Here is an 18790-nt window from a genome sequence, read left to right as displayed (position 1 = left end):
GGGTTGTTTCCTTTTTTAGCGATCACCGGCTTTTTAAGCCGCCGTGGCCACCGGGCTTTTGCACAGGAGAAGGGCCTTCGAAGCCGCAAGACAGGTGTCGCGCCTTCTTTTAGCCCGGTTCCTCACTAATTGCTTTGTCAACGAAGCGTTAACAAAGGACGTGCCCGCGCATGTGCTTATAGAGTGCGCTGCAATGTATTGGCCGGTGCGTCGATGGATTTGACTCACGGGCTTGAAAGTTGCACACCTTCGCCTGAAGTTTCTGGAGAGCACATGACTGACGGGGCACAGCTAGTATGACTGCGGATCGCAATGTGATCCGGTCGCTGGGCACGGAACCGCCAATTCTGGCGGAAGGACGCCGTGCACCCGATCGCCGCGAAATTTCGCTGCGATGGCTTTCCGGTACATTCCTGACAGGCATTACCTCTTCCATATTGATGGGTGTGGCGTTGTTTGCCGCTCTCGACGGCCGCCAGCAGCTCGCCATTCCCGCCGAGGCCTTCGCCAAGGCGGATATGGGCAACAATGTCACGGAAGCCGCCCGTCGCGGCACACGGCTTGTTGCACCGAATATAGCGGCCCGCCCGTCCGACCGGTCGATCATGGAAGTTTCCACCGTCATCAATGAAGGTGACAAGGAAGTGGTCCGCAAGGTTCCCTTCTCGCATGTCAAGATTCCGCTGTCGGCCAATTACGCCAAGCAGGACGACTATCCCGCCTTCGATCCCCTGAACATCTTTGCCAGCAATGATGACAAGGACGCCCCGGCGCCGGCCGCTAGCCGCACGGGAACGATCTATGGCTCCGAGGTGGAATCCGAAGTGAGCCTGAAAACCGTAGCCTTTCCCGTCCAGCATTCCAAATATGCCTTTGCCGGCTCCTTGAGTTTCGACGAGGTCGAGGAGGCGGTGCGTTCGAACGGCTCAATCCTGACTGACGGTAACGAGCAGGTTGCCGCGCTTTATTACATCGACCCCCGCCGTTTCGACAATGATGATGGCGATGTCGACATTACCGCCGGCCTCGCCGCCCGTGTCGTCGAGCAGAACATGTCGGTTTCCACCCCGCAATCGGCCGCAGTGCCGGTCAAGGAATATGCCGACGACGTGATCCCTGCCCGCCAGACCGAAACAATCGAGGCCGCCCTGTTCGGCGCCGGTTATTCGAAGGCGCAATCGTCTGAGATTGCCGGGCTGCTGTCGTCGCAGATCGAGTCGAACAATGTCGAAAGCGGCGATGTGCTGCGCGTCGGCATTCTGCAGGAAGATGAAAAAAGCGACATCGTGCGCGTGAGCCTTTACCGCAAGGGCCGGCACATGGTCACGATGGCGATCGACGACCGCAAGCGTTTCGTCAAGGCCAGCGAGCCGCCGAAGCTTGACGCGGTGGCGACCGCCTTCGACAGCACGCCGGCGCCCGCCGCCGGCCGCGATCTGCCGAGTGTCTATGACGGTGTTTACCGCGCGGCTCTCGCCTATGGCATGAACCAGAGCATGGTTTCCCAGCTCATCAAGCTTCTGGCCAGCAGCGTCGATTTTCAGGCGCAGCTCAAGCCTGCGGATACGCTTGAAGCCTTCTTCTCCGTGGAGGACGCGGACGGCAAGGCGACGGACAAGTCGGAACTGCTCTACGTCAACGCCAGGTTCGGCGACAACGAGACGCGTTTTTACCGGTTCCAGAATCCCGATGACAACAGCGTCGATTATTTCGATGAGAACGGCAAGAGCATCCGGCAGTTCCTGTTGCGCAACCCCGTTCCGAACGGCCGCATGACGTCAGGCTTCGGCATGCGCCGCCATCCCGTTCTGAAATTCAGCCGCATGCATACCGGCACCGACTGGGCAGCGGCGCGCGGCACGCCGATCATCGCAACCGGCAACGGCACCGTCGAGAAGGCCGGATGGGCCTCCGGTTACGGCAACCAGACGCTGATCCGCCATGCCAACGGCTACGTCTCGTCCTATAACCACCAGAGCGCCATCGCCAAGGGCGTCACCGAGGGGTCCAAGGTCCGGCAGGGTCAGGTCATCGGTTATGTCGGCTCGACCGGCCTTTCGACCGGGGCGCATCTGCACTACGAGCTGATCGTCAACGGCACCAAGGTGGACGCCATGAAAGTGCGCCTGCCGGGCGGCAAATCGCTTTCCGGCGAAGCGCTGGCACGCTTTTCCGACGAGAGAAAACGCATCGACAATCTGCTGAATATCGATGACAAGCCCAATCAGGTGGCGAGCCGCTGATCTGCGGGGAATTCCGGATGGCAATTCCGGCCATATGAAAAGGGCTCCGTTTCCGGAGCCCTTTCATTTTATGCCGCATCGGCCGTTTCGGTCCCGGCCTCACCCTTGGCGGGTTTGACCTTGAACAGCAACCGGTCGGTACCCGAGGTTACCTTGACCCGCGAACCATCGGGGATTTCCCCGCCGAGGATCATCTCGGCAAGCCTATCCTGAACCGCCTTCTGGATCACCCGCTTCAGCGGACGTGCGCCGTAAGCCGGATCGTAACCCTTGTTGGCCAGCCAGTTGCGGGCATCCTCATCCAGTTCGAGCGTGATCTTGCGATCGGCAAGGAGCGAAACGAGACGCTTCAGCTGGATTTCCACGATCGCCCCCATCTCATCGCGCCGCAAGCGGTGGAACAGGATGATATCGTCGATACGGTTGAGGAATTCTGGCCGGAAATGCGACCTTACCCGCTCCATGACCAGTTCGCGAACCGAATCCACATCGTCATTGTCGCCCATCTGCGTCATGAATTCCGAACCGAGGTTCGAGGTCATGATAATGATGGTGTTCTTGAAATCGACGGTGCGGCCCTGGCCGTCCGTGAGGCGGCCATCGTCCAGCACCTGCAACAGGACGTTGAACACGTCCGGATGCGCTTTCTCGATCTCGTCGAACAGCACGACCTGATAGGGCCGGCGGCGAACCGCTTCGGTCAGGGCGCCGCCCTCTTCGTAACCGACATAACCGGGAGGCGCACCGATAAGCCGGGCAACGGAGTGTTTCTCCATATATTCCGACATGTCGAGGCGAACCATCGCGGTTTCGTCGTCGAACAGGAAGCGAGCGAGCGACTTGGTCAGCTCGGTCTTGCCCACACCCGTCGGGCCGAGGAAGATGAACGAACCGATCGGCCGGTTGGGATCCTGAAGGCCGGCGCGCGAACGGCGAACCGCCTTCGACACCGCCTGCACGGCCTCGCCTTGCCCGACAACGGACTTGGCAAGTTCGTCTTCCATGCGCAGCAGCTTTTCGCGCTGGCCTTCCAGCATCTTGTCGACCGGAATGCCCGTCCAGCGGGAAACGACATGGGCGATATTGTCCGCCGTCACCACTTCCTGCACCATCGATCCGGCACCGCTGCTATCGCGGGCTTCCGCCGCAGCCAGTTCCTTTTCGAGGCCCGGAATGATGCCATAGGTCAATTCGCCGGCGCGCTGGAACTGGCCGTTGCGCTGAGCAATCGCCAGTTCGTTGCGGGCTTCGTCGAGCCGCTTCTTGAGATCTGCGGCATGGCCGAGCTTCTGCTTTTCCGCCTGCCAGCGGGCCGTCAGCGCATCCGCCTTTTCTTCCGTATCGGCCAACTCGTCCTCGAGCTTCTTGAGGCGGTCGACAGACGACTGGTCCGTCTCCTGCTTCAGAGCTTCGCGCTCGATCTTGAGCTGAATGATGCGGCGATCCAGTTCGTCCAGTTCTTCCGGCTTGGAATCCACCTGCATGCGAAGACGCGACGCGGCCTCGTCCATCAGGTCGATTGCCTTATCAGGCAGGAAGCGATCGGTGATATAACGGTTGGAAAGCGTCGCAGCCGCAACCAGGGCCGAATCCGAGATACGGACCTTGTGATGCTGTTCGTATTTTTCCTTGAGGCCGCGCAGGATCGAGATCGTGTCCTCAACGGTCGGTTCGTCCACCAGAACGGGCTGGAAACGGCGGGCAAGGGCCGGGTCCTTTTCCACATGCTTGCGGTATTCGTCGAGCGTGGTGGCGCCGACGCAATGCAGCTCACCACGGGCAAGAGCGGGCTTCAGCAGGTTGGAGGCATCCATTGCGCCGTCGGCCTTGCCGGCGCCGACCAGCGTGTGCATCTCATCGATGAACAGGATGATGCCGCCGTTTTCAGCCTGCACCTCATTGAGCACAGCCTTCAGGCGCTCTTCGAATTCACCGCGATATTTCGCGCCGGCAATCAGCGCACCCATATCGAGCGCCATCAGCTTCTTGTCCTTCAGGCTTTCCGGCACATCGCCATTGACGATGCGCAGCGCAAGGCCTTCGGCAATCGCCGTTTTACCGACGCCCGGTTCACCGATCAGCACGGGATTGTTCTTGGTGCGGCGTGACAGCACCTGGATGGTGCGGCGGATTTCGTCGTCACGACCGATGACAGGGTCGAGCCTGCCTTCGCGGGCTTCCTCCGTCAGATCGCGCGCATATTTCTTCAGAGCGTCAAAGCCCTGTTCGGCATTGGCGCTGTCGGCCGTGCGGCCCTTGCGGATATCATTGATGACCTGATTGAGCGCCTGCGCGGTTGCACCAGCCTTCTTCAGGGAAGCCGAAGTGGTGGCAGAGCTTTCAATCGCCAACGCCTGCAAAAGACGTTCGACGGTGACGAAACTGTCGCCGGCCTTCTTGGCAAGGTCTTCCGCGGTGGAGAACACCTTCGCAAGCGGAGCGGTCAGGGAAAGGCCGCCATTGCCGCCGGAAACCTTGGGCAATTTCGCCAGTGCCGCATCATTGGCAAGACGCGCTTCCTTGGCGTCACCGCCGGCGCGCTCGATCAGCGATGCAGCCATGCCCTGCTCGTCATCGAGCAGAACCTTCAGAACGTGTTCGGGCGAAAACTGCTGATGGTTTTCGGCAAGCGCAAAAGTCTGCGCCGATTGCAGAAAACCGCGAACGCGCTCGGAGTATTTTTCAATATTCATAGTCGAACCTCCATAGACCGGCCCGCCCGCTTTCGGCACGGCTCCGGGTGTTAGGGTTGAGGCTCCCTCAAAAGGCAAGCCCCGCTACGACAGCCGTGCTTAAAGGATTTCACGATCGCCGCCTCTCGATGGTCGGTTGCCGGCAAATGTGGCTTCCGTCCGTCCTGCACGAATATGGGAGGCATTTTCATCGGTTTAAAGGGGAGGAAAACCCATCATCCGGGAAATTTTCATTCGATCTGACGGGTATCAAATCCCACCTGTTGCGAACGGAATGTACATAGCCAATCGCCAAAAAACAAAAAACTCCGGCAGGCCGGAGTTTTTCGATAGCAGAGTGATTTTGCAGAAGCGGCTTATTCGGCAGCGTTCTCAAGCGTTGCAGGCGCAGCGTCTTCCCCGGCCGGCGTATCTTCGCCTTCGGCGCCTTCCGCAGCGGCGGTGCGGCGCGGGCGGCGCGGGCGCGGCCCGGTTGCACGGCGCGTCTTCGGTGCGCGTTCAGCTGCCGGAGCTTCCGCCTGCTGCTGTTCTTCCTCGACGGCCACTTCCATGGGCGTGCCTTCGATGACAGGCTGCGGCGCCTGGCTGGCGTCGTATACCGGCGGCTGTTCGGCGGCGACCTGCGGCTGGCGCGGCTGACGCTCCTGCCGTTCGCGGCGGTCCGGACGCTCGCGGCGCTCCTGACGCTGCTCGTTCCGCTCCTGACGTTCGGGCTGCTGCGCGCGCTCGGCCTGTTCGGCCTGCTGCTGCGGTGCAACGACACCTTCATCGCCGTCATTCACATCCATATCGTCGCCATCGGCAGCGTTGTATTCGCCGCGGTCGTCGCGCTGGAAGCGTTCCTGCATCTGGGCCTGAGCCGAAGCGATGATGCGGTTATAATGTTCAGCGTGCTGCAGGTAGTTTTCAGCGATCACGCGGTCGCCGGAACTCTGCGCATCGCGCGCCAGAGCCGCGTATTTTTCCGCTATGTGCTGGGCTGTGCCACGGATTTTAACATCGGGGCCGGAACTGTCATAAGTCCTGGTGAGCGGATTGCCGCCCTTGCGGTTGAAGTTGTTGTTGTTACCGCCACCATTGTTATTATTGTTGTTTCCACGCCCCCGGCCGCGCTTGTTTTGCTGTCCTGGCCTCATCAATTGCTCACCTGAATTCTGTTTTGCTGACAATCTGGTTGTTTTCATGCAATTCCGGACGGAAAACCGCTGGAAATTTTTCCTGAAATTGCTCCATCACGCGCCTTGCCGAAGATAACCCCTGGGCAAGACCTCGCGTATGACGACCGGCTGCGCAAATGCTGCACCGAGCCGCCTGCGAACAAAGTTTACTGATTCACATGCCGGAAACGCCCAGCCTTTCAGGGCTCTTTAAAGAACCCGCTTCGGGACTGACCCATACCCTGACGAATCTGTGTTCGTCCTCAGCCACCCGGCATGTGGCCGCAAACTATCCCGCTTCCCGCGGAAATCCAAGCCTTTTCTTTTGCTGTGCAAAATATCCTTGCAAAAAATCCGCAGACATATCGCTGATAACTATCTCCGGAAGGTCAAAACTCTGTCATTACCGCCATAATCCTTCACGGCGTCCAGAAGAAAGAAGCCGTGGGAAGCAAATATAGCGGAAACATCAAGCCTTTGATCGAAACCGATCTCCACACCGACAATCCCGTTTTCCACAAGAAAGCGGCCTGCATCGGCAGCGATGAGGCGGTACGGTGCAAGGCCGTCCTGACCTCCGTCCAGCGCCGCCATCGGATCGTGGTTACGAACCTCTTGGTCAAGCGTTGCGACGATATCAGTCCTTATATAAGGCGGATTCGACACAATTATGTCAAAGCTGCCAGAGATTTTTTCAAACCAGTCGCTGCGTATGGTCTCAAAGCGCGCGCCGAGATCATTACGGGCCGCATTCCTGGCCGCGGTTTCCAGCGCGTCAGCGGAAATATCGCTGCCGATACCCGTCGCTTCTGGGCATTCCTTCAACAGCGCCAGACAGATCGCCCCCGTGCCGGTGCCCATGTCGAGAATGCGGGCGCTGCCCTTGGCGGAAACGGCTTTTTTCAGCGGCGGCAACAGGGTATCGACAAGAACTTCCGTATCCGGCCGGGGTTCGAGCGTCTCCTTCGACAAAAGAAGATCGAGGCCGTGAAATTCCCGGTGGCCGAGAATGCGGTGAACGGGTTCGCCATTCGCCCGCCTTTCGATCATGGCGGCGATGCGGGCGCTTTCTTGCGGCGTAACAACACGATCAGGCCTCATCACGAAATCGGTCAATGAAAAATCGATGACTTCGGCAATCAGGAGCCGTGCATCGAGAAGCGGGTCTTCGACCCCCGCCGCCTGCAGCCTCTTGCGGGCGGCGGCGAGCGCGTTCGCAACACTCGCTTCGGTCGCCGTGCTCAAAGCTGCTCGCCGAGCTGCGCAAGCTGACCGGCCTGATAATCGGCAATCAGCGCATCCACAAGTTCATCGATCTCGCCTTCGATCATGCGGTCGAGCTTGTAGAGCGTGAGGTTGATGCGGTGATCGGTAACGCGGCCCTGCGGGAAATTATAGGTGCGGATTCGCTCGGAACGGTCGCCGGAACCCACCTGGCTCTTGCGGTCGGCGGAACGCTCGTTGTCCACCTTCTGGCGTTCGATATCGTAAAGCCGCGAGCGCAGAACCTGCATGGCCTTGGCGCGGTTCTGGTGCTGCGATTTTTCCGAACTGGTGACGATCAGACCTGTCGGCAGATGGGTGATACGGACGGCGGAGTCGGTGGTGTTGACGTGCTGGCCGCCCGCACCGGAAGCGCGCATCGTATCGATGCGTATGTCTTCCGGGCGAATTTCGATGTCGATATCTTCCGCTTCCGGCAGCACCGCAACGGTTGCGGCTGACGTATGGATACGGCCGCTCGCTTCAGTCTCAGGCACACGCTGCACCCGGTGCACGCCGGATTCGAATTTCAGCTTGGAAAACACCCCTCGCCCGCTGATCGTGGCGATGATTTCCTTGTAACCGCCCGCTTCGCCTTCACTGGCGGAGAGCATCTCCACCTTCCAGCCCTTGGTCGAGGCGAAACGTTCATACATGCGGAACAGATCACCGGCAAACAGGGCGGCCTCGGAGCCGCCGGTGCCGGCGCGGATTTCAAGGATCGCGCTTTTTTCGTCCGCCGCATCCTTTGGCAGCAGCAGGACCTGCATGTCCTTCTCAAGCTCGCCGATGCGGCTCTCGATTTCGGGCAGCTCCATTTCCGCCAGATCGCGCATATCCTTGTCGGTCGTCTTGTCGGCCAACAGCGCTTCCAGATCAGCGGCCTCCGAAACCGCCTTTTCATATTCGCGGATTTTCTTCACCACCGGCTCGAGTTCGGAATATTCCGAAGCCAGCTTCACATAGACATCCGCGGCAGGCCCGGCCGACATACGCGCTTCGATCTCACCGAAACGTCTTTCCAACTCACGCATTTTTTCGACGGGAAGCTTCGCCACCAGTCACTCCAATAATGAAACAGGTCTTTTAAATGGGAATGGAATGCGTCGCCGCAAAGCGTAACAACACCTCGCGCGCGCTTTCCAGCGAATTGTGGTCATCCAGCGCCGCATTCAACTCTTCGGCGAGGTTGGCGGCATCAAGCCCGAGCAGCATGGCCTTCACCGGACCGATCGCCGTCGGCGACATGGAGATCGAACGGAAACCGAGGCCGATCAAAGCCATGGCCGAAAGCGGCTTGCTTGCCATCTCGCCGCAAAGCGTGACCGAGGTGTGATGCCTCTCACCGGCGCGGACGATATCGCGCAGAATGCGAAGGAACGGCTTGCCGAGATTGTCGAAACGATCCGAAACGCGCGCATTGCCGCGATCGACCGCCATCGAGAACTGGAACAGGTCGTTCGAACCGACAGAGACGAAATCCACCTCCTGCATCAGCTCATCGAGCTGCCACATCAGCGATGGCACTTCCAGCATGGCGCCGAATTGCAGTTTTTTCGGCAGCGCATGGCTGAACTTCGAGAGATGCTGCACTTCCTTCTGCAAAAGATCGCGTGCGGCGCGGATTTCGGAAACTTCCGTCACCATCGGCAGCATCATGCGCAGTTCAGCCCCGGAGGCGGCGCGCAGCAGCGCGCGCATCTGCGTGCGCATCAGGCCCGGCCGGTCGAGTGACAGGCGGATCGCCCGCCAGCCCAGCGCCGGGTTTTCCTCTTCCTGGCCGCGCATGTAGGAAACGACCTTGTCGCCGCCGATATCCAGCGTGCGGAAGGTGACGCTCTTGCCCCTGGCCTGGCGCAGAACGGAGCGGTAGAAGGCCTCCTGCTCTTCGCCCTTCGGCATGTTGGACGCGATCATGAATTGCAGTTCGGTGCGGAACAGGCCAATGCCGTCGGCGCCTGATTCGTCGAGCTGCGGCAGGTCTACCAGAAGACCCGCATTCATCTTCAGATTGACCTTCTGGCCATCCTTGGTGATCGGCTCGACATTGCGCAGCGCGCGGAACTGTTCCTGACGCCGGGCTCGCAGACGCACCTTTTCCTCATAGGCGCGCTGAAGATCCGACATCGGCCGCAGATGCACCTGACCGTCATCGCCATCGATGATGATGGGATCGTTGTTTTCGGCGAGTGCGACGATACCGGTCGCCTGTCCGATGATCGGAATGCCCATGGCGCGCGCGACGATGACGACATGGCTCGTCACCGCACCGTCTTCGAGCACCAGACCGCGCAGTTTTTCACGCGGGTAATCGAGCAGTTCGGCAGCACCCATGGCGCGGGCCAGAACGATGGCGTCGAGCGGGAAATCCTGCTCCGGTCCACGGCCGCCAAAACCGATCAACTGCCGCAGCAGCCGGTTGGCGAGATCGTCGAAATCATGCATGCGCTCGCGCAGATAAGGGTCCGTCAGACGCATCATTCGCGCCTTGGTGTCGCTCTGCACCTTTTCGACCGCCGCTTCCGCCGTCAGGCCGTTGCGGATCGCCTCTTCCATGCGCCGCACCCAGCCCTGGTCATGGGCGAACATGCGGTAGGTCTCGAGAACCTCGCGGTGCTCACCCTCGGTCGGCACATCACGACGCTGCAACATGTCGTCGATGGAGAGACGCAGCGAACCGATGGCATCGGCAAGACGCCGGATTTCCGTATCGGCATCTTCATTGAGCAGATTGGTGACGACAATGCGCGGATCGTGCAGCACGACGTGGCCAAGGCCGATGCCTTCGCCATAGGCGTCGCCATCGATGGAAACGGCGCGCGTCAGGTCCAGCTCCACGCCGGGGCGGGTGATCTTCTTCAACTCGCCGCTCGCCACTATTTCGGCAATGAGCATCGCGGTTGTCTCGAGCGCTTCAATTTCATCCTCCCGGTATGTTCGGCTGGCCTTGTTCTGGACCACAAGAACGCCAAGAGTGCGACCGGAGCGCAAAATCGGCACACCGAGGAAGGAATGATAAATTTCCTCACCGGTTTCAGGGAGATAGCGGAAAGCGGGATGCGCCTGCGCATCCGAAAGATTGAGCGGCTGGGCGGAAGCGGCGATCGTGCCGACAAGGCCCTGCCCCATTTTCAGCTGGGCAAGATGCACGGCATCCTTGTTGAGACCTTCGGTGGCGTAAAGCTCAAGCACGCTGTCGGAGCGCAGCACATAGACCGAGCAAACCTCCGCCACCATGTTGCCGGCGATCTGACGGACGATCTGGTCCAGACGGTCCTGCGGTTCAAGGTGCTCCGCCATCATTTCGCGCAGCCGCTTGAGCAGGACGCGCGGACCTGCGGAAAGGTCTCTCATCGCGTTTGCTCCCCGACGCTTCCGATCCGAATGTCATAATATTCGGGAATCAAAACGTCATTTAAAAATTTATAGCGCGAGAAGCGCGTCCCGCAAGGGACACGCTTTCATGAAACGCCACATCGGAAGAACGCAACCCCGAAGAATCGGAGCATCGGGAACCGATGTCTCGGATTCAAGCCTTATCGAGACCGTAGGCGGAATGCAAAGTGCGAACCGCAAGTTCGGCATAGGCGCCGTCGATCAGGATCGAAATCTTGATCTCGGAGGTGGTGATGGCCTTGATGTTGATGTTCTTCTCGGCAAGCGCCTTGAACGCGCTGGCGGCAACGCCGGCGTGGCTGCGCATGCCGATGCCGATGACCGACACCTTGGCGAGACCCGTTTCGTTCTGCGCGACGTCGAAGCCGATCTGCGACTTGTTGTCTTCCAGGAGCTTTAGCGCCTTGGCAACGTCGCCCGAGGGAACCGTGAAGGTCATGTCGGTGCGCGAACCGTCTTCGGAGATGTTCTGCACGATCATGTCGACATTGATATGCGCTTCCGCGAGCGGTCCGAATATCGCGGCGGAAACGCCCGGACGGTCGGCCACGCGGCGCAGCGAGATCTGTGCTTCATCCTTGGCATAGGCGATGCCGGTTACGACTTCCTGTTCCACGATTTCATCCTCGTCACAAATCAAAGTACCGGGCGGGTTGATGAGGTCGCCCATGCCCGGCGCATCGGGATCCTCGAAACTGGAGCGAACGAAGGTGCGCACCTTGTGTACCATGGCAAGCTCGACCGAGCGAACCTGCAGAACCTTCGCGCCGAGAGACGCCATTTCGAGCATTTCCTCGAAGGCGATCTTCTTCATGCGGCGAGCCTTGGGCTCGATGCGCGGATCGGTGGTGTAAACACCGTCGACATCGGTATAGATGTCGCAACGATCCGCCTTGACGGCGGCGGCGATGGCGACTGCGGAGGTGTCCGAACCGCCGCGGCCTAGCGTCGCGATGCGATTGTCCGGACCGATGCCCTGGAAACCGGCGACAACGGCCACCTGGCCTTCACCCATGCGATGGATGATATCCGAACCGTCGATTTCGAGAATGCGGGCGGCGCCATGCGCATTGTCGGTGCGGATCGGGATCTGCCAGCCCTGCCAGGAGCGCGCATTGATGCCCATGGATTGCAGCGTGATCGCCAGAAGACCTGATGTCACCTGTTCGCCGGATGCGACGACCGCGTCATATTCGCGCGCATCGAAAAAGGAGGCGGCGTTGGCGCCGGCCACCTTCGCGGCGTTCTGCACCCACTCCACCAGCTCATTGGTTTTGCCGGACATGGCGGAGACGACCACGGCCACTTCATGGCCGGCATCCACTTCGCGTTTCACATGCCGTGCGACATTGTGAATGCGTTCGAGGTTCGCGACGGACGTGCCGCCGAATTTCATGACAATGCGAGCCATAGCCTTGACCAGTACCATCCCTTTTTCCCGCCGCTCCTTCAAAGAGCGGACGGACAAGAACAAACCCAGTCGGCTCTTCCTGACAAAGAGCCTCAAGTTGCGGGTCTCTTAGCGAAAAGGCGGGGGGCACGCAATGCCGTTTATGAACCATGCGGTACGCCTTTTTTCGAAGCGCGGGCCGGAACAATGGCGGGATGAAAAGGTCGGCGGAATAAAGCACCCGCAAAAGAGCGTACCGCAGTGCACTGTACAAATGGGCCCATTCGCAGTATGAGCGCGGCAATGCAACCGGCCAGATGGCCGAAATGGCCTGCATCGGCTGCCCCGGAGACTTTAGGACCTATTGGTTTCGGGCGGATGCGGGCGGCTTCATATCCGAAAGACGGTAGATGACAGACACCCAGGGTATCGCCCCGGCGATCGCGCAGGCGTTGGAAAAACGCGGCTATAAAGATTTGACCCCCGTGCAGCAGGCCATGCTTGCGCCGGAACTGGCCGAAAAGGACGCGCTGGTCTCCGCCCAGACCGGTTCCGGCAAGACGGTCGCCTTCGGCATTGCACTGGCGCCGACGCTTCTGCCGGAAAATGGCCGTTTCGGCCAGGCGTCCGCTCCCCTGGCGCTCGCCATCGCGCCGACCCGCGAACTGGCCATGCAGGTGAAGCGTGAGCTGGAATGGCTTTATGAATTCGCCGGTGTCTCGATTGCTTCCTGCGTCGGCGGCATGGATGTGCGCAACGAGCGCCGGGCGCTCGAACGCGGCGCCCATATCGTCGTCGGCACACCCGGGCGTCTTTGCGACCACATCAAGCGCGGCGCGCTCGATCTCTCCTCGATCCGCGCCGTGGTGCTGGATGAAGCCGACGAGATGCTCGATCTCGGCTTCCGTGAAGATCTGGAATTCATTCTGGAAGAATCGCCGGAAACCCGCCGCACGCTGATGTTCTCGGCCACCGTTCCGCGCAGCATCGCCAAGCTTGCGGAAAGCTACCAGAAGAACGCCGTGCGTATCGCCACCGCTTCCGAACAGAAGCAGCATGTGGATATCGAATATCGCGCCATGCTGGTGACGCCGGCCGACCGCGAGAACGCCATCATCAATGCGCTGCGCTTTTATGAAGCCCGCAATGCCATCGTCTTCTGCTCCACCCGTGCGGCTGTCAATCACCTGACGGCGCGGCTCAACAATCGCGGTTTTGCCGTCGTGGCGCTGTCAGGCGAACTCACCCAGAACGAGCGCACCCATGCGCTGCAGGCCATGCGCGATGGCCGCGCCCGCGTCTGCGTGGCGACCGACGTTGCCGCCCGCGGCATCGACCTGCCGGGTCTCGAACTCGTCATCCATGCCGACCTGCCGACCAATTCCGAAACGCTTCTGCACCGCTCCGGCCGTACCGGCCGCGCCGGGCAGAAGGGCGTCAGCGCCATCGTCGTGCCGATCAACCAGCGCCGCAAGGCCGAACGCCTGCTGGAAGGCGCCAAGATCAGCCCGGCATGGGTTCGCCCGCCTTCGGCCGAAGAGATTGTCGAGCGCGACGGCGCCCGGCTTCTGGCCGATCCGTCGCTCACCGAGGCCGTGGCCGAGGACGAGCGCGATTTCGTCACCAGGCTGCTTGAACAGCATGGCGCGGAAAAGGTCGCCGCCGCTTTCGTGCGCCTCTACCACGCCGGACGCTCCGCGCCGGAAGACATCGCTGAAGTCTCGCTGGATAACAACCGCAAGCCGCGCCGCGACAGTTTCGAGACCGTCGAGAACAACGCACCGCGCCGCGAACGTTCCGATTTCGCCGACAGCGCCTGGTTTTCGCTGTCCGTCGGCCGCAAGCAGAGCGCCGAACCGCGCTGGATCATTCCCATGCTCTGCCGTTTCGGCAAGATCACCCGCCAGGATATCGGCGCGATCCGCATGCAGCAGACGGAGACCTTCGTGGAACTGGCGGCCGACGCCGTCGACCGTTTCACCTCCGCCATCGGCAAGGACATGACGCTCGAAAAGGGCATCCGTCTGAAGGCGCTGGAAGGCAAGCCGGAAATGACCGGCGGTTTCCGCGAAGACACGCGCCCGGCCAAGGCGCAGCGGAAATTCAGCAAGTCCGACAATGCAAGCGGCCCCCGCGATGACCGCAAGGGTGACGACAAGCCCTGGAAGAAGAAAAAGCCCTTTGGCGACAAGCCGAAATACGAGGGCAAGAAGGACAAGCCCTTCGAAAAGCGCGGGCCGAAGCCGACGAAGGGCTGAGGACGCCCCGGCTTTCAGGCTTATCGAGATAAAGGTCCCGTTTGCGCGGGACCTTTTTTATTGCGCCATTCTGCGACATGACCGCGGCTGCCGCTCCTGCGGTCAGTCTTTGGTCGTCACTTCGACAAGCGCCGTGACCGGCTTGCCGTCGACCAGAACGGGTTGATGGCGGTCATTGGCCAGCAGAATGCCGATGACGTGCCGGCCGGTGGGGGTTGGACAATGTCCAAACCGCGCCTTGATGAGATCACCGCCGAAATCGCTGTTCATGCTGTTGTAAACGCGGCCCGGAATGTTGCACGTATCGCCGGAAGGGTCGATTTTCATGTGCACATGGCCACATTGGCCGTTTCCTCCACACTGCCCGGCGGGAAGCAGCTTGAAGTTGCTCTTGACGACGACGCCGATAGCCCGTTCGGGATCATTGCCCAATTCGATGACATCACCGGCCTTTGGCCACACGATTTCCAGCTTCGGGCTGTCCTGCGCATGAGCGGCGGCGATCGGGAAAAATGCAAATGCGAGAGTGATTTTTAAAACCGGGTGCAACATTGAAATCTCCATATCTCAATGTAATCGATGATTACATAAAGCTTCATTCCGACGCAACAAAATAATCAGTGATTACATCCCAATTTGGTGCTACCCAATGGCCTATGGAAAAAGCTCAGGACAAGAAGACGGGACGCGACAGGCCCTACCACCACGGCAACCTTGTCGATGAACTTGTTGCGGCAACAATCGCAATCATCGAGGAACGGGGTGCTGAAAATGTTTCCGTCCGCGAGGCTGCCAAGCGTGCCGGCGTCTCACCGGGAGCGCCGTTCAGGCATTTCCGTTCAAAAACGGCCCTGATGACCGCTGTTGCGGAGCAGGCCATGAACCGGCTGACCGAATCCGTCGAAACCGCGAGAGCGCAGGCCGGCGATGAGGACCCGCTTGTCGCCTTCGAGGCCATTGGCCACGGTTATCTGCGCTGGGCGCTGGCCAACCCGACGCATTTTGAAGTCATAAGTTCGCGAACGCTGATCGACTTCAATTCGTCCGATATTTTACGCGAGCAGAACGATGCCATAAGGCGCTTGATGATAAATCTGCTGATGCAGGCGCGTGAAAACGGCCAGCTCCCCCACGGCCTCGATCTGGATCAGCTCGTACTGGGCGCCCGCGCGCTGGTCTATGGCCTAGCCCGCATGGCAATTGATGGACATTTTCCGGAATGGCATGTTGCCGAGCCCCCTTCGGAGGCAATGCATAAAGCGCTGCATCTGTTCATAGGGCAACTCACCAAGAGCTGAGGCCGCCATTAAAAAAGCCCCGCTTTCGCGGGGCTTTCTATTTAACGCAATTACAACACCGGCAATCAGAATTCCAGCGCGCGGTCGCCGTTTTCGTCCTTGATGCGGTTCGGAAGGCCGATCCTGTTCAGGATGTTCAGGAACGGCTTCGGCGGCAGTTCTTCAACGTTCGCCATCTGCTTCACGTCCCACTCGCCGGTGGCGATCAGCATGGCGGCGGCGACCGGCGGAACGCCGGCGGTGTAGGAAATGCCCTGCGAGCCGACTTCTTCATAGGCTTCCTTGTGGTCGGCCACGTTGTAGATGAAGACTTCGCGCTCCTTGCCGTCCTTGATGCCCTTGACGATATCGCCAATGCAGGTCTTGCCGACATAATCGGGCGCCAGCGAAGACGGATCGGGCAGCACGGCCTTGACGACCTTCAGCGGCACGACTTCGAGACCTTCAGCCGTCTTGACCGGCTTCTCGGACAGCAGGCCAAGGTTCTTCAGCACGGTGAAGACGTTGATATAGTGATCGCCGAAACCCATCCAGAAGCGCACATCGGCGCCATCCATGTTCTTGGACAGCGAGTGCACTTCGTCATGCCCGGTCATATAGGCCTTCTGCTTGCCGACAACAGGCAGATCGAATTCCTGGCCGACTTCGAACATCTGGTTCGTCTGCCACTCGCCCTTCTGCCAGGAATAGACGACGCCCGTGAATTCGCGGAAGTTGATTTCCGGGTCGAAGTTGGTGGAGAACCAGCGGCCATGGCTGCCGGCATTGATATCGACGATATCGACCGAGGTGACCTTGTCGAAATAGTCATCCTTGGCGAGACGCGCATAGGCGTTCACCACACCCGGGTCGAAACCGACGCCGAGAATGGCGGTAATGCCCTTTTCCTTGCACTCTTCCGCGCGCTTCCACTCGTAGTTTCCGTACCACGGCGGCGCTTCGCAGATCTTGGTCGGATCCTCGTGGATCGCCGTATCCATATAGGCAACACCCGTGTCCATGCAGGCACGAAGAACGGACATGTTGACGAAAGCCGAACCGACATTGATGACGATTTCCACGCCGGTTTTCTTGATCAAGGCTTTCGTCGCCTCGATATCCATCGCGTCAAGCGCATGGGCCTCAAGTTTCACATCTGTCTTGAGGCTCTTCTTTTCGCGTACGGACTCGACAATCTTGCGGCACTTTTCCAGGGTCCGTGACGCAATATGAATGTCTCCCAATACATCGCTGTTCTGGGCGCATTTATGCGCCACGACCTGTGCTACGCCACCGGCGCCGATGATCAGAACGTTCTTCTTCATTTCAGGTGATGCCTCCTTTTCCCCGCAGGGATGAGCTTCGTTGGATGTTGAAACAGGGTTTTAAGACAGGCTTTGCTCGAAATCGGCAAAGTCGAATTCGCGAACGGCGCGCACGGTGCCGTCCAGTTCCTTGATGGCGATCGCCGGCATCTTCACGCCGTTGAACCAGTTCTTCTTGACCATGGTGTAACCTGCAGCATCCTGGAAGGAGATGCGGTCACCCACCTTCAGCTCCTTGTCGAAGCGGAAGTCGCCGAAAATATCACCGGCGAGGCAGGACTTGCCGCAGACCATATAGGGGTGTTCCCCCTCATTCGGCGAAACCTTGGCGGTTTCACGATAGATCAAGAGGTCGAGCATATGCGCTTCGATGGAGCTGTCGACGATGGCGAGGTTCTTGCCGTTGAACAGCGTGTCGAGAACCGTCACCTCAAGCGTCGTGCTCCTGGTGATCGAGGCTTCGCCCGGCTCCAGATAGACCTGCACGCCATATTTTTCCGAGAAAGCCCGGAGGCGGTCACAGAACTGGTCGAGCGGATAATTGTCACCGGTGAAATGAATGCCGCCGCCGAGGCTGACCCATTCCGCACGCGACAGAAGCGATCCGAATTTCTCCTCGATCTGCGTCAACATGCGGTCGAACAGGGAAAAATCGCTGTTTTCGCAATTGTTGTGGATCATGAAGCCGGAAATACGGTCCATGACCTTGTCGACCTTGGCGACATCCCATTCGCCCAGCCGGCTGAACGGGCGCGCAGGATCGGCAAGATCGAAGCTCGAGGAGCTGACCTGCGGGTTGAGGCGCAGACCACGCGTAATGCCGGAGGCCTTGTCGGCGAAACGCTCAAGCTGACCGATGGAATTGAAGATGATCTTGTCGGCATTCGCAATCACCTCGTCAATTTCGTAATCGGCATAGGCGACGGAATAAGCATGGGTCTCGCCGCCGAATTTCTCGCGGCCGAGGCGCACCTCATAAAGCGAGGACGAGGTGGTGCCGTCCATATATTGCGACATGAAATCGAACACCGACCATGTGGCGAAGCACTTCAGCGCCAGGAGCGCCTTGGCGCCGGATTTTTCCCGCACATAGGCAATCTTCTCCATGTTGCGAAGAAGTTTTGTCTTGTCGATGAGGTAATAGGGCGTCTGCAGCATGTCGTTTCACATATTGATTGAAGTCAAGGTACGTCTCGATGATGGGCCTTATATGATGCTTGTGACAGGAAAACAAATGTCCGGCACCGAATTCCTGGAAAATCGCCCCCGAGCCGAAATGCCTGTGAAGAAAACACCTCCCCTTGCGGAACCAAGCCGGCATGGACGCGTTTGAATGACGGACAGGCGGGTGTTTCGGCCGCCGTAACGAAGGTTCGTGAGCGGCGGCAATGTGTAACATGCCGCCATTCCCATCAACCATGTTCAGGAAGGACTTCACCTATGGCAAGCGTGCGTAGCAACGTGAATGACAAGATCCAGCAATCCCTCGAAAACGGTGATGCAGCCGATGTGGCGGCGCAGCTCGCCCAGCTTCGCGAAGATATGGCTAGTCTTGCCAAGAGCGTGAAGGCGCTCGGCGTCGGCGCTTCGCATGAGCTGAAGGCGCAGGCCGCCCGTGTGGCCGATGATGCCCTCACCGCATCCGGAGAAATGGCCGACAGCGTTCGCAATGAAATCTCCACGCTCAACGACAACCTCACCGACCACATCCAGAAGAACCCGCTGCAATCCCTCGGCATCGCCGTCGGCGTCGGTTTCGTGCTCGCCCTGCTGACGCGTCGATAAGGC

The 18790-nt window shown here is 59.6% G+C and carries 13 protein-coding genes and 1 pseudogene; 5 read left to right on the top strand and 9 right to left on the bottom strand.

Annotated features, from left to right (window positions below; genetic code table 11):
* The first annotated feature begins 296 nt into the window (after positions 1–296).
* Positions 297–2243 (top strand): M23 family metallopeptidase, encoded by a 1947-nt coding sequence (locus N5D22_RS16755; protein WP_279656759.1) that lies wholly within the window; start codon positions 297–299, stop codon positions 2241–2243.
* A 68-nt stretch (positions 2244–2311) separates the two neighbouring features.
* Here the strand turns inward: N5D22_RS16755 and clpB are convergent, their stop codons facing one another.
* From clpB to N5D22_RS16725, 6 genes are all read right to left on the bottom strand, one after another.
* Positions 2312–4936 carry an ATP-dependent chaperone ClpB gene (gene clpB, locus N5D22_RS16750; RefSeq protein WP_279656760.1) on the bottom strand — a complete coding sequence of 875 codons (2625 nt, stop codon included), beginning with the start codon at positions 4934–4936 and terminating at the stop codon, positions 2312–2314.
* Between the two features lie 356 nt (positions 4937–5292).
* A complete protein-coding gene (locus N5D22_RS16745) occupies positions 5293–6072 on the bottom strand; it encodes a DUF4167 domain-containing protein (RefSeq protein WP_279656761.1) in 780 nt (259 codons plus the stop codon).
* 396 nt (positions 6073–6468) lie between these two features.
* On the bottom strand, positions 6469–7338 hold the full coding sequence (gene prmC / locus N5D22_RS16740; protein ID WP_279656762.1) for a peptide chain release factor N(5)-glutamine methyltransferase: 870 nt from the start codon (positions 7336–7338) through the stop codon (positions 6469–6471).
* Positions 7335–8414 carry a peptide chain release factor 1 gene (prfA, locus tag N5D22_RS16735; RefSeq protein WP_279656763.1) on the bottom strand — a complete coding sequence of 360 codons (1080 nt, stop codon included), beginning with the start codon at positions 8412–8414 and terminating at the stop codon, positions 7335–7337. Before prfA ends, prmC begins: the two co-directional genes overlap by 4 nt.
* A gap of 28 nt (positions 8415–8442) precedes the next feature.
* Positions 8443–10710, bottom strand: coding sequence for a phosphoenolpyruvate--protein phosphotransferase (gene ptsP / locus N5D22_RS16730; protein WP_279656764.1), 2268 nt, complete (start codon positions 10708–10710; stop codon positions 8443–8445).
* A gap of 175 nt (positions 10711–10885) precedes the next feature.
* Positions 10886–12163, bottom strand: coding sequence for an aspartate kinase (locus N5D22_RS16725; RefSeq protein WP_279656967.1), 1278 nt, complete (start codon positions 12161–12163; stop codon positions 10886–10888).
* Between the two features lie 389 nt (positions 12164–12552).
* Here N5D22_RS16725 and N5D22_RS16720 point away from each other — a divergent pair, with 389 nt between their 5' ends.
* Complete coding sequence (locus N5D22_RS16720) at positions 12553–14400, top strand: DEAD/DEAH box helicase (protein WP_279656765.1); 1848 nt, start codon at positions 12553–12555, stop codon at positions 14398–14400.
* A gap of 102 nt (positions 14401–14502) precedes the next feature.
* Here the strand turns inward: N5D22_RS16720 and N5D22_RS16715 are convergent, their stop codons facing one another.
* Positions 14503–14952, bottom strand: a complete 450-nt coding sequence (locus N5D22_RS16715; RefSeq protein ID WP_279656766.1) for a hypothetical protein — start codon at positions 14950–14952, stop codon at positions 14503–14505.
* 104 nt (positions 14953–15056) lie between these two features.
* Here N5D22_RS16715 and N5D22_RS16710 point away from each other — a divergent pair.
* Positions 15057–15254: pseudogene (locus N5D22_RS16710) on the top strand (helix-turn-helix domain-containing protein); the annotation flags it as partial.
* Between the two features lie 24 nt (positions 15255–15278).
* Positions 15279–15698 (top strand): TetR-like C-terminal domain-containing protein, encoded by a 420-nt coding sequence (locus tag N5D22_RS16705; protein ID WP_269831984.1) that lies wholly within the window; start codon positions 15279–15281, stop codon positions 15696–15698.
* A gap of 65 nt (positions 15699–15763) precedes the next feature.
* Here the strand turns inward: N5D22_RS16705 and N5D22_RS16700 are convergent, their stop codons facing one another.
* Both N5D22_RS16700 and nspC read right to left on the bottom strand, forming a co-directional pair.
* Positions 15764–17002, bottom strand: coding sequence for a saccharopine dehydrogenase family protein (locus tag N5D22_RS16700; RefSeq protein WP_279656767.1), 1239 nt, complete (start codon positions 17000–17002; stop codon positions 15764–15766).
* A gap of 60 nt (positions 17003–17062) precedes the next feature.
* The gene (gene nspC / locus N5D22_RS16695; protein ID WP_279656768.1) at positions 17063–18160 is read right to left on the bottom strand and encodes a carboxynorspermidine decarboxylase; all 1098 of its coding nucleotides are present in this window, start codon (positions 18158–18160) and stop codon (positions 17063–17065) included.
* 282 nt (positions 18161–18442) lie between these two features.
* Here nspC and N5D22_RS16690 point away from each other — a divergent pair, with 282 nt between their 5' ends.
* On the top strand, positions 18443–18787 hold the full coding sequence (locus N5D22_RS16690) for a DUF883 domain-containing protein (protein WP_279656769.1): 345 nt from the start codon (positions 18443–18445) through the stop codon (positions 18785–18787).
* The last annotated feature ends 3 nt before the right edge of the window (positions 18788–18790 follow it).

It is taken from the genome of Agrobacterium sp. GD03872, assembly GCF_029840625.1.
In the GTDB taxonomy this organism is placed as follows: Bacteria; Pseudomonadota; Alphaproteobacteria; order Rhizobiales; family Rhizobiaceae; genus Agrobacterium; species Agrobacterium fabrum_A.
Note: the sequence above shows the minus strand (reverse complement) of the source record. Positions and strands in the feature narration are given on the sequence as shown.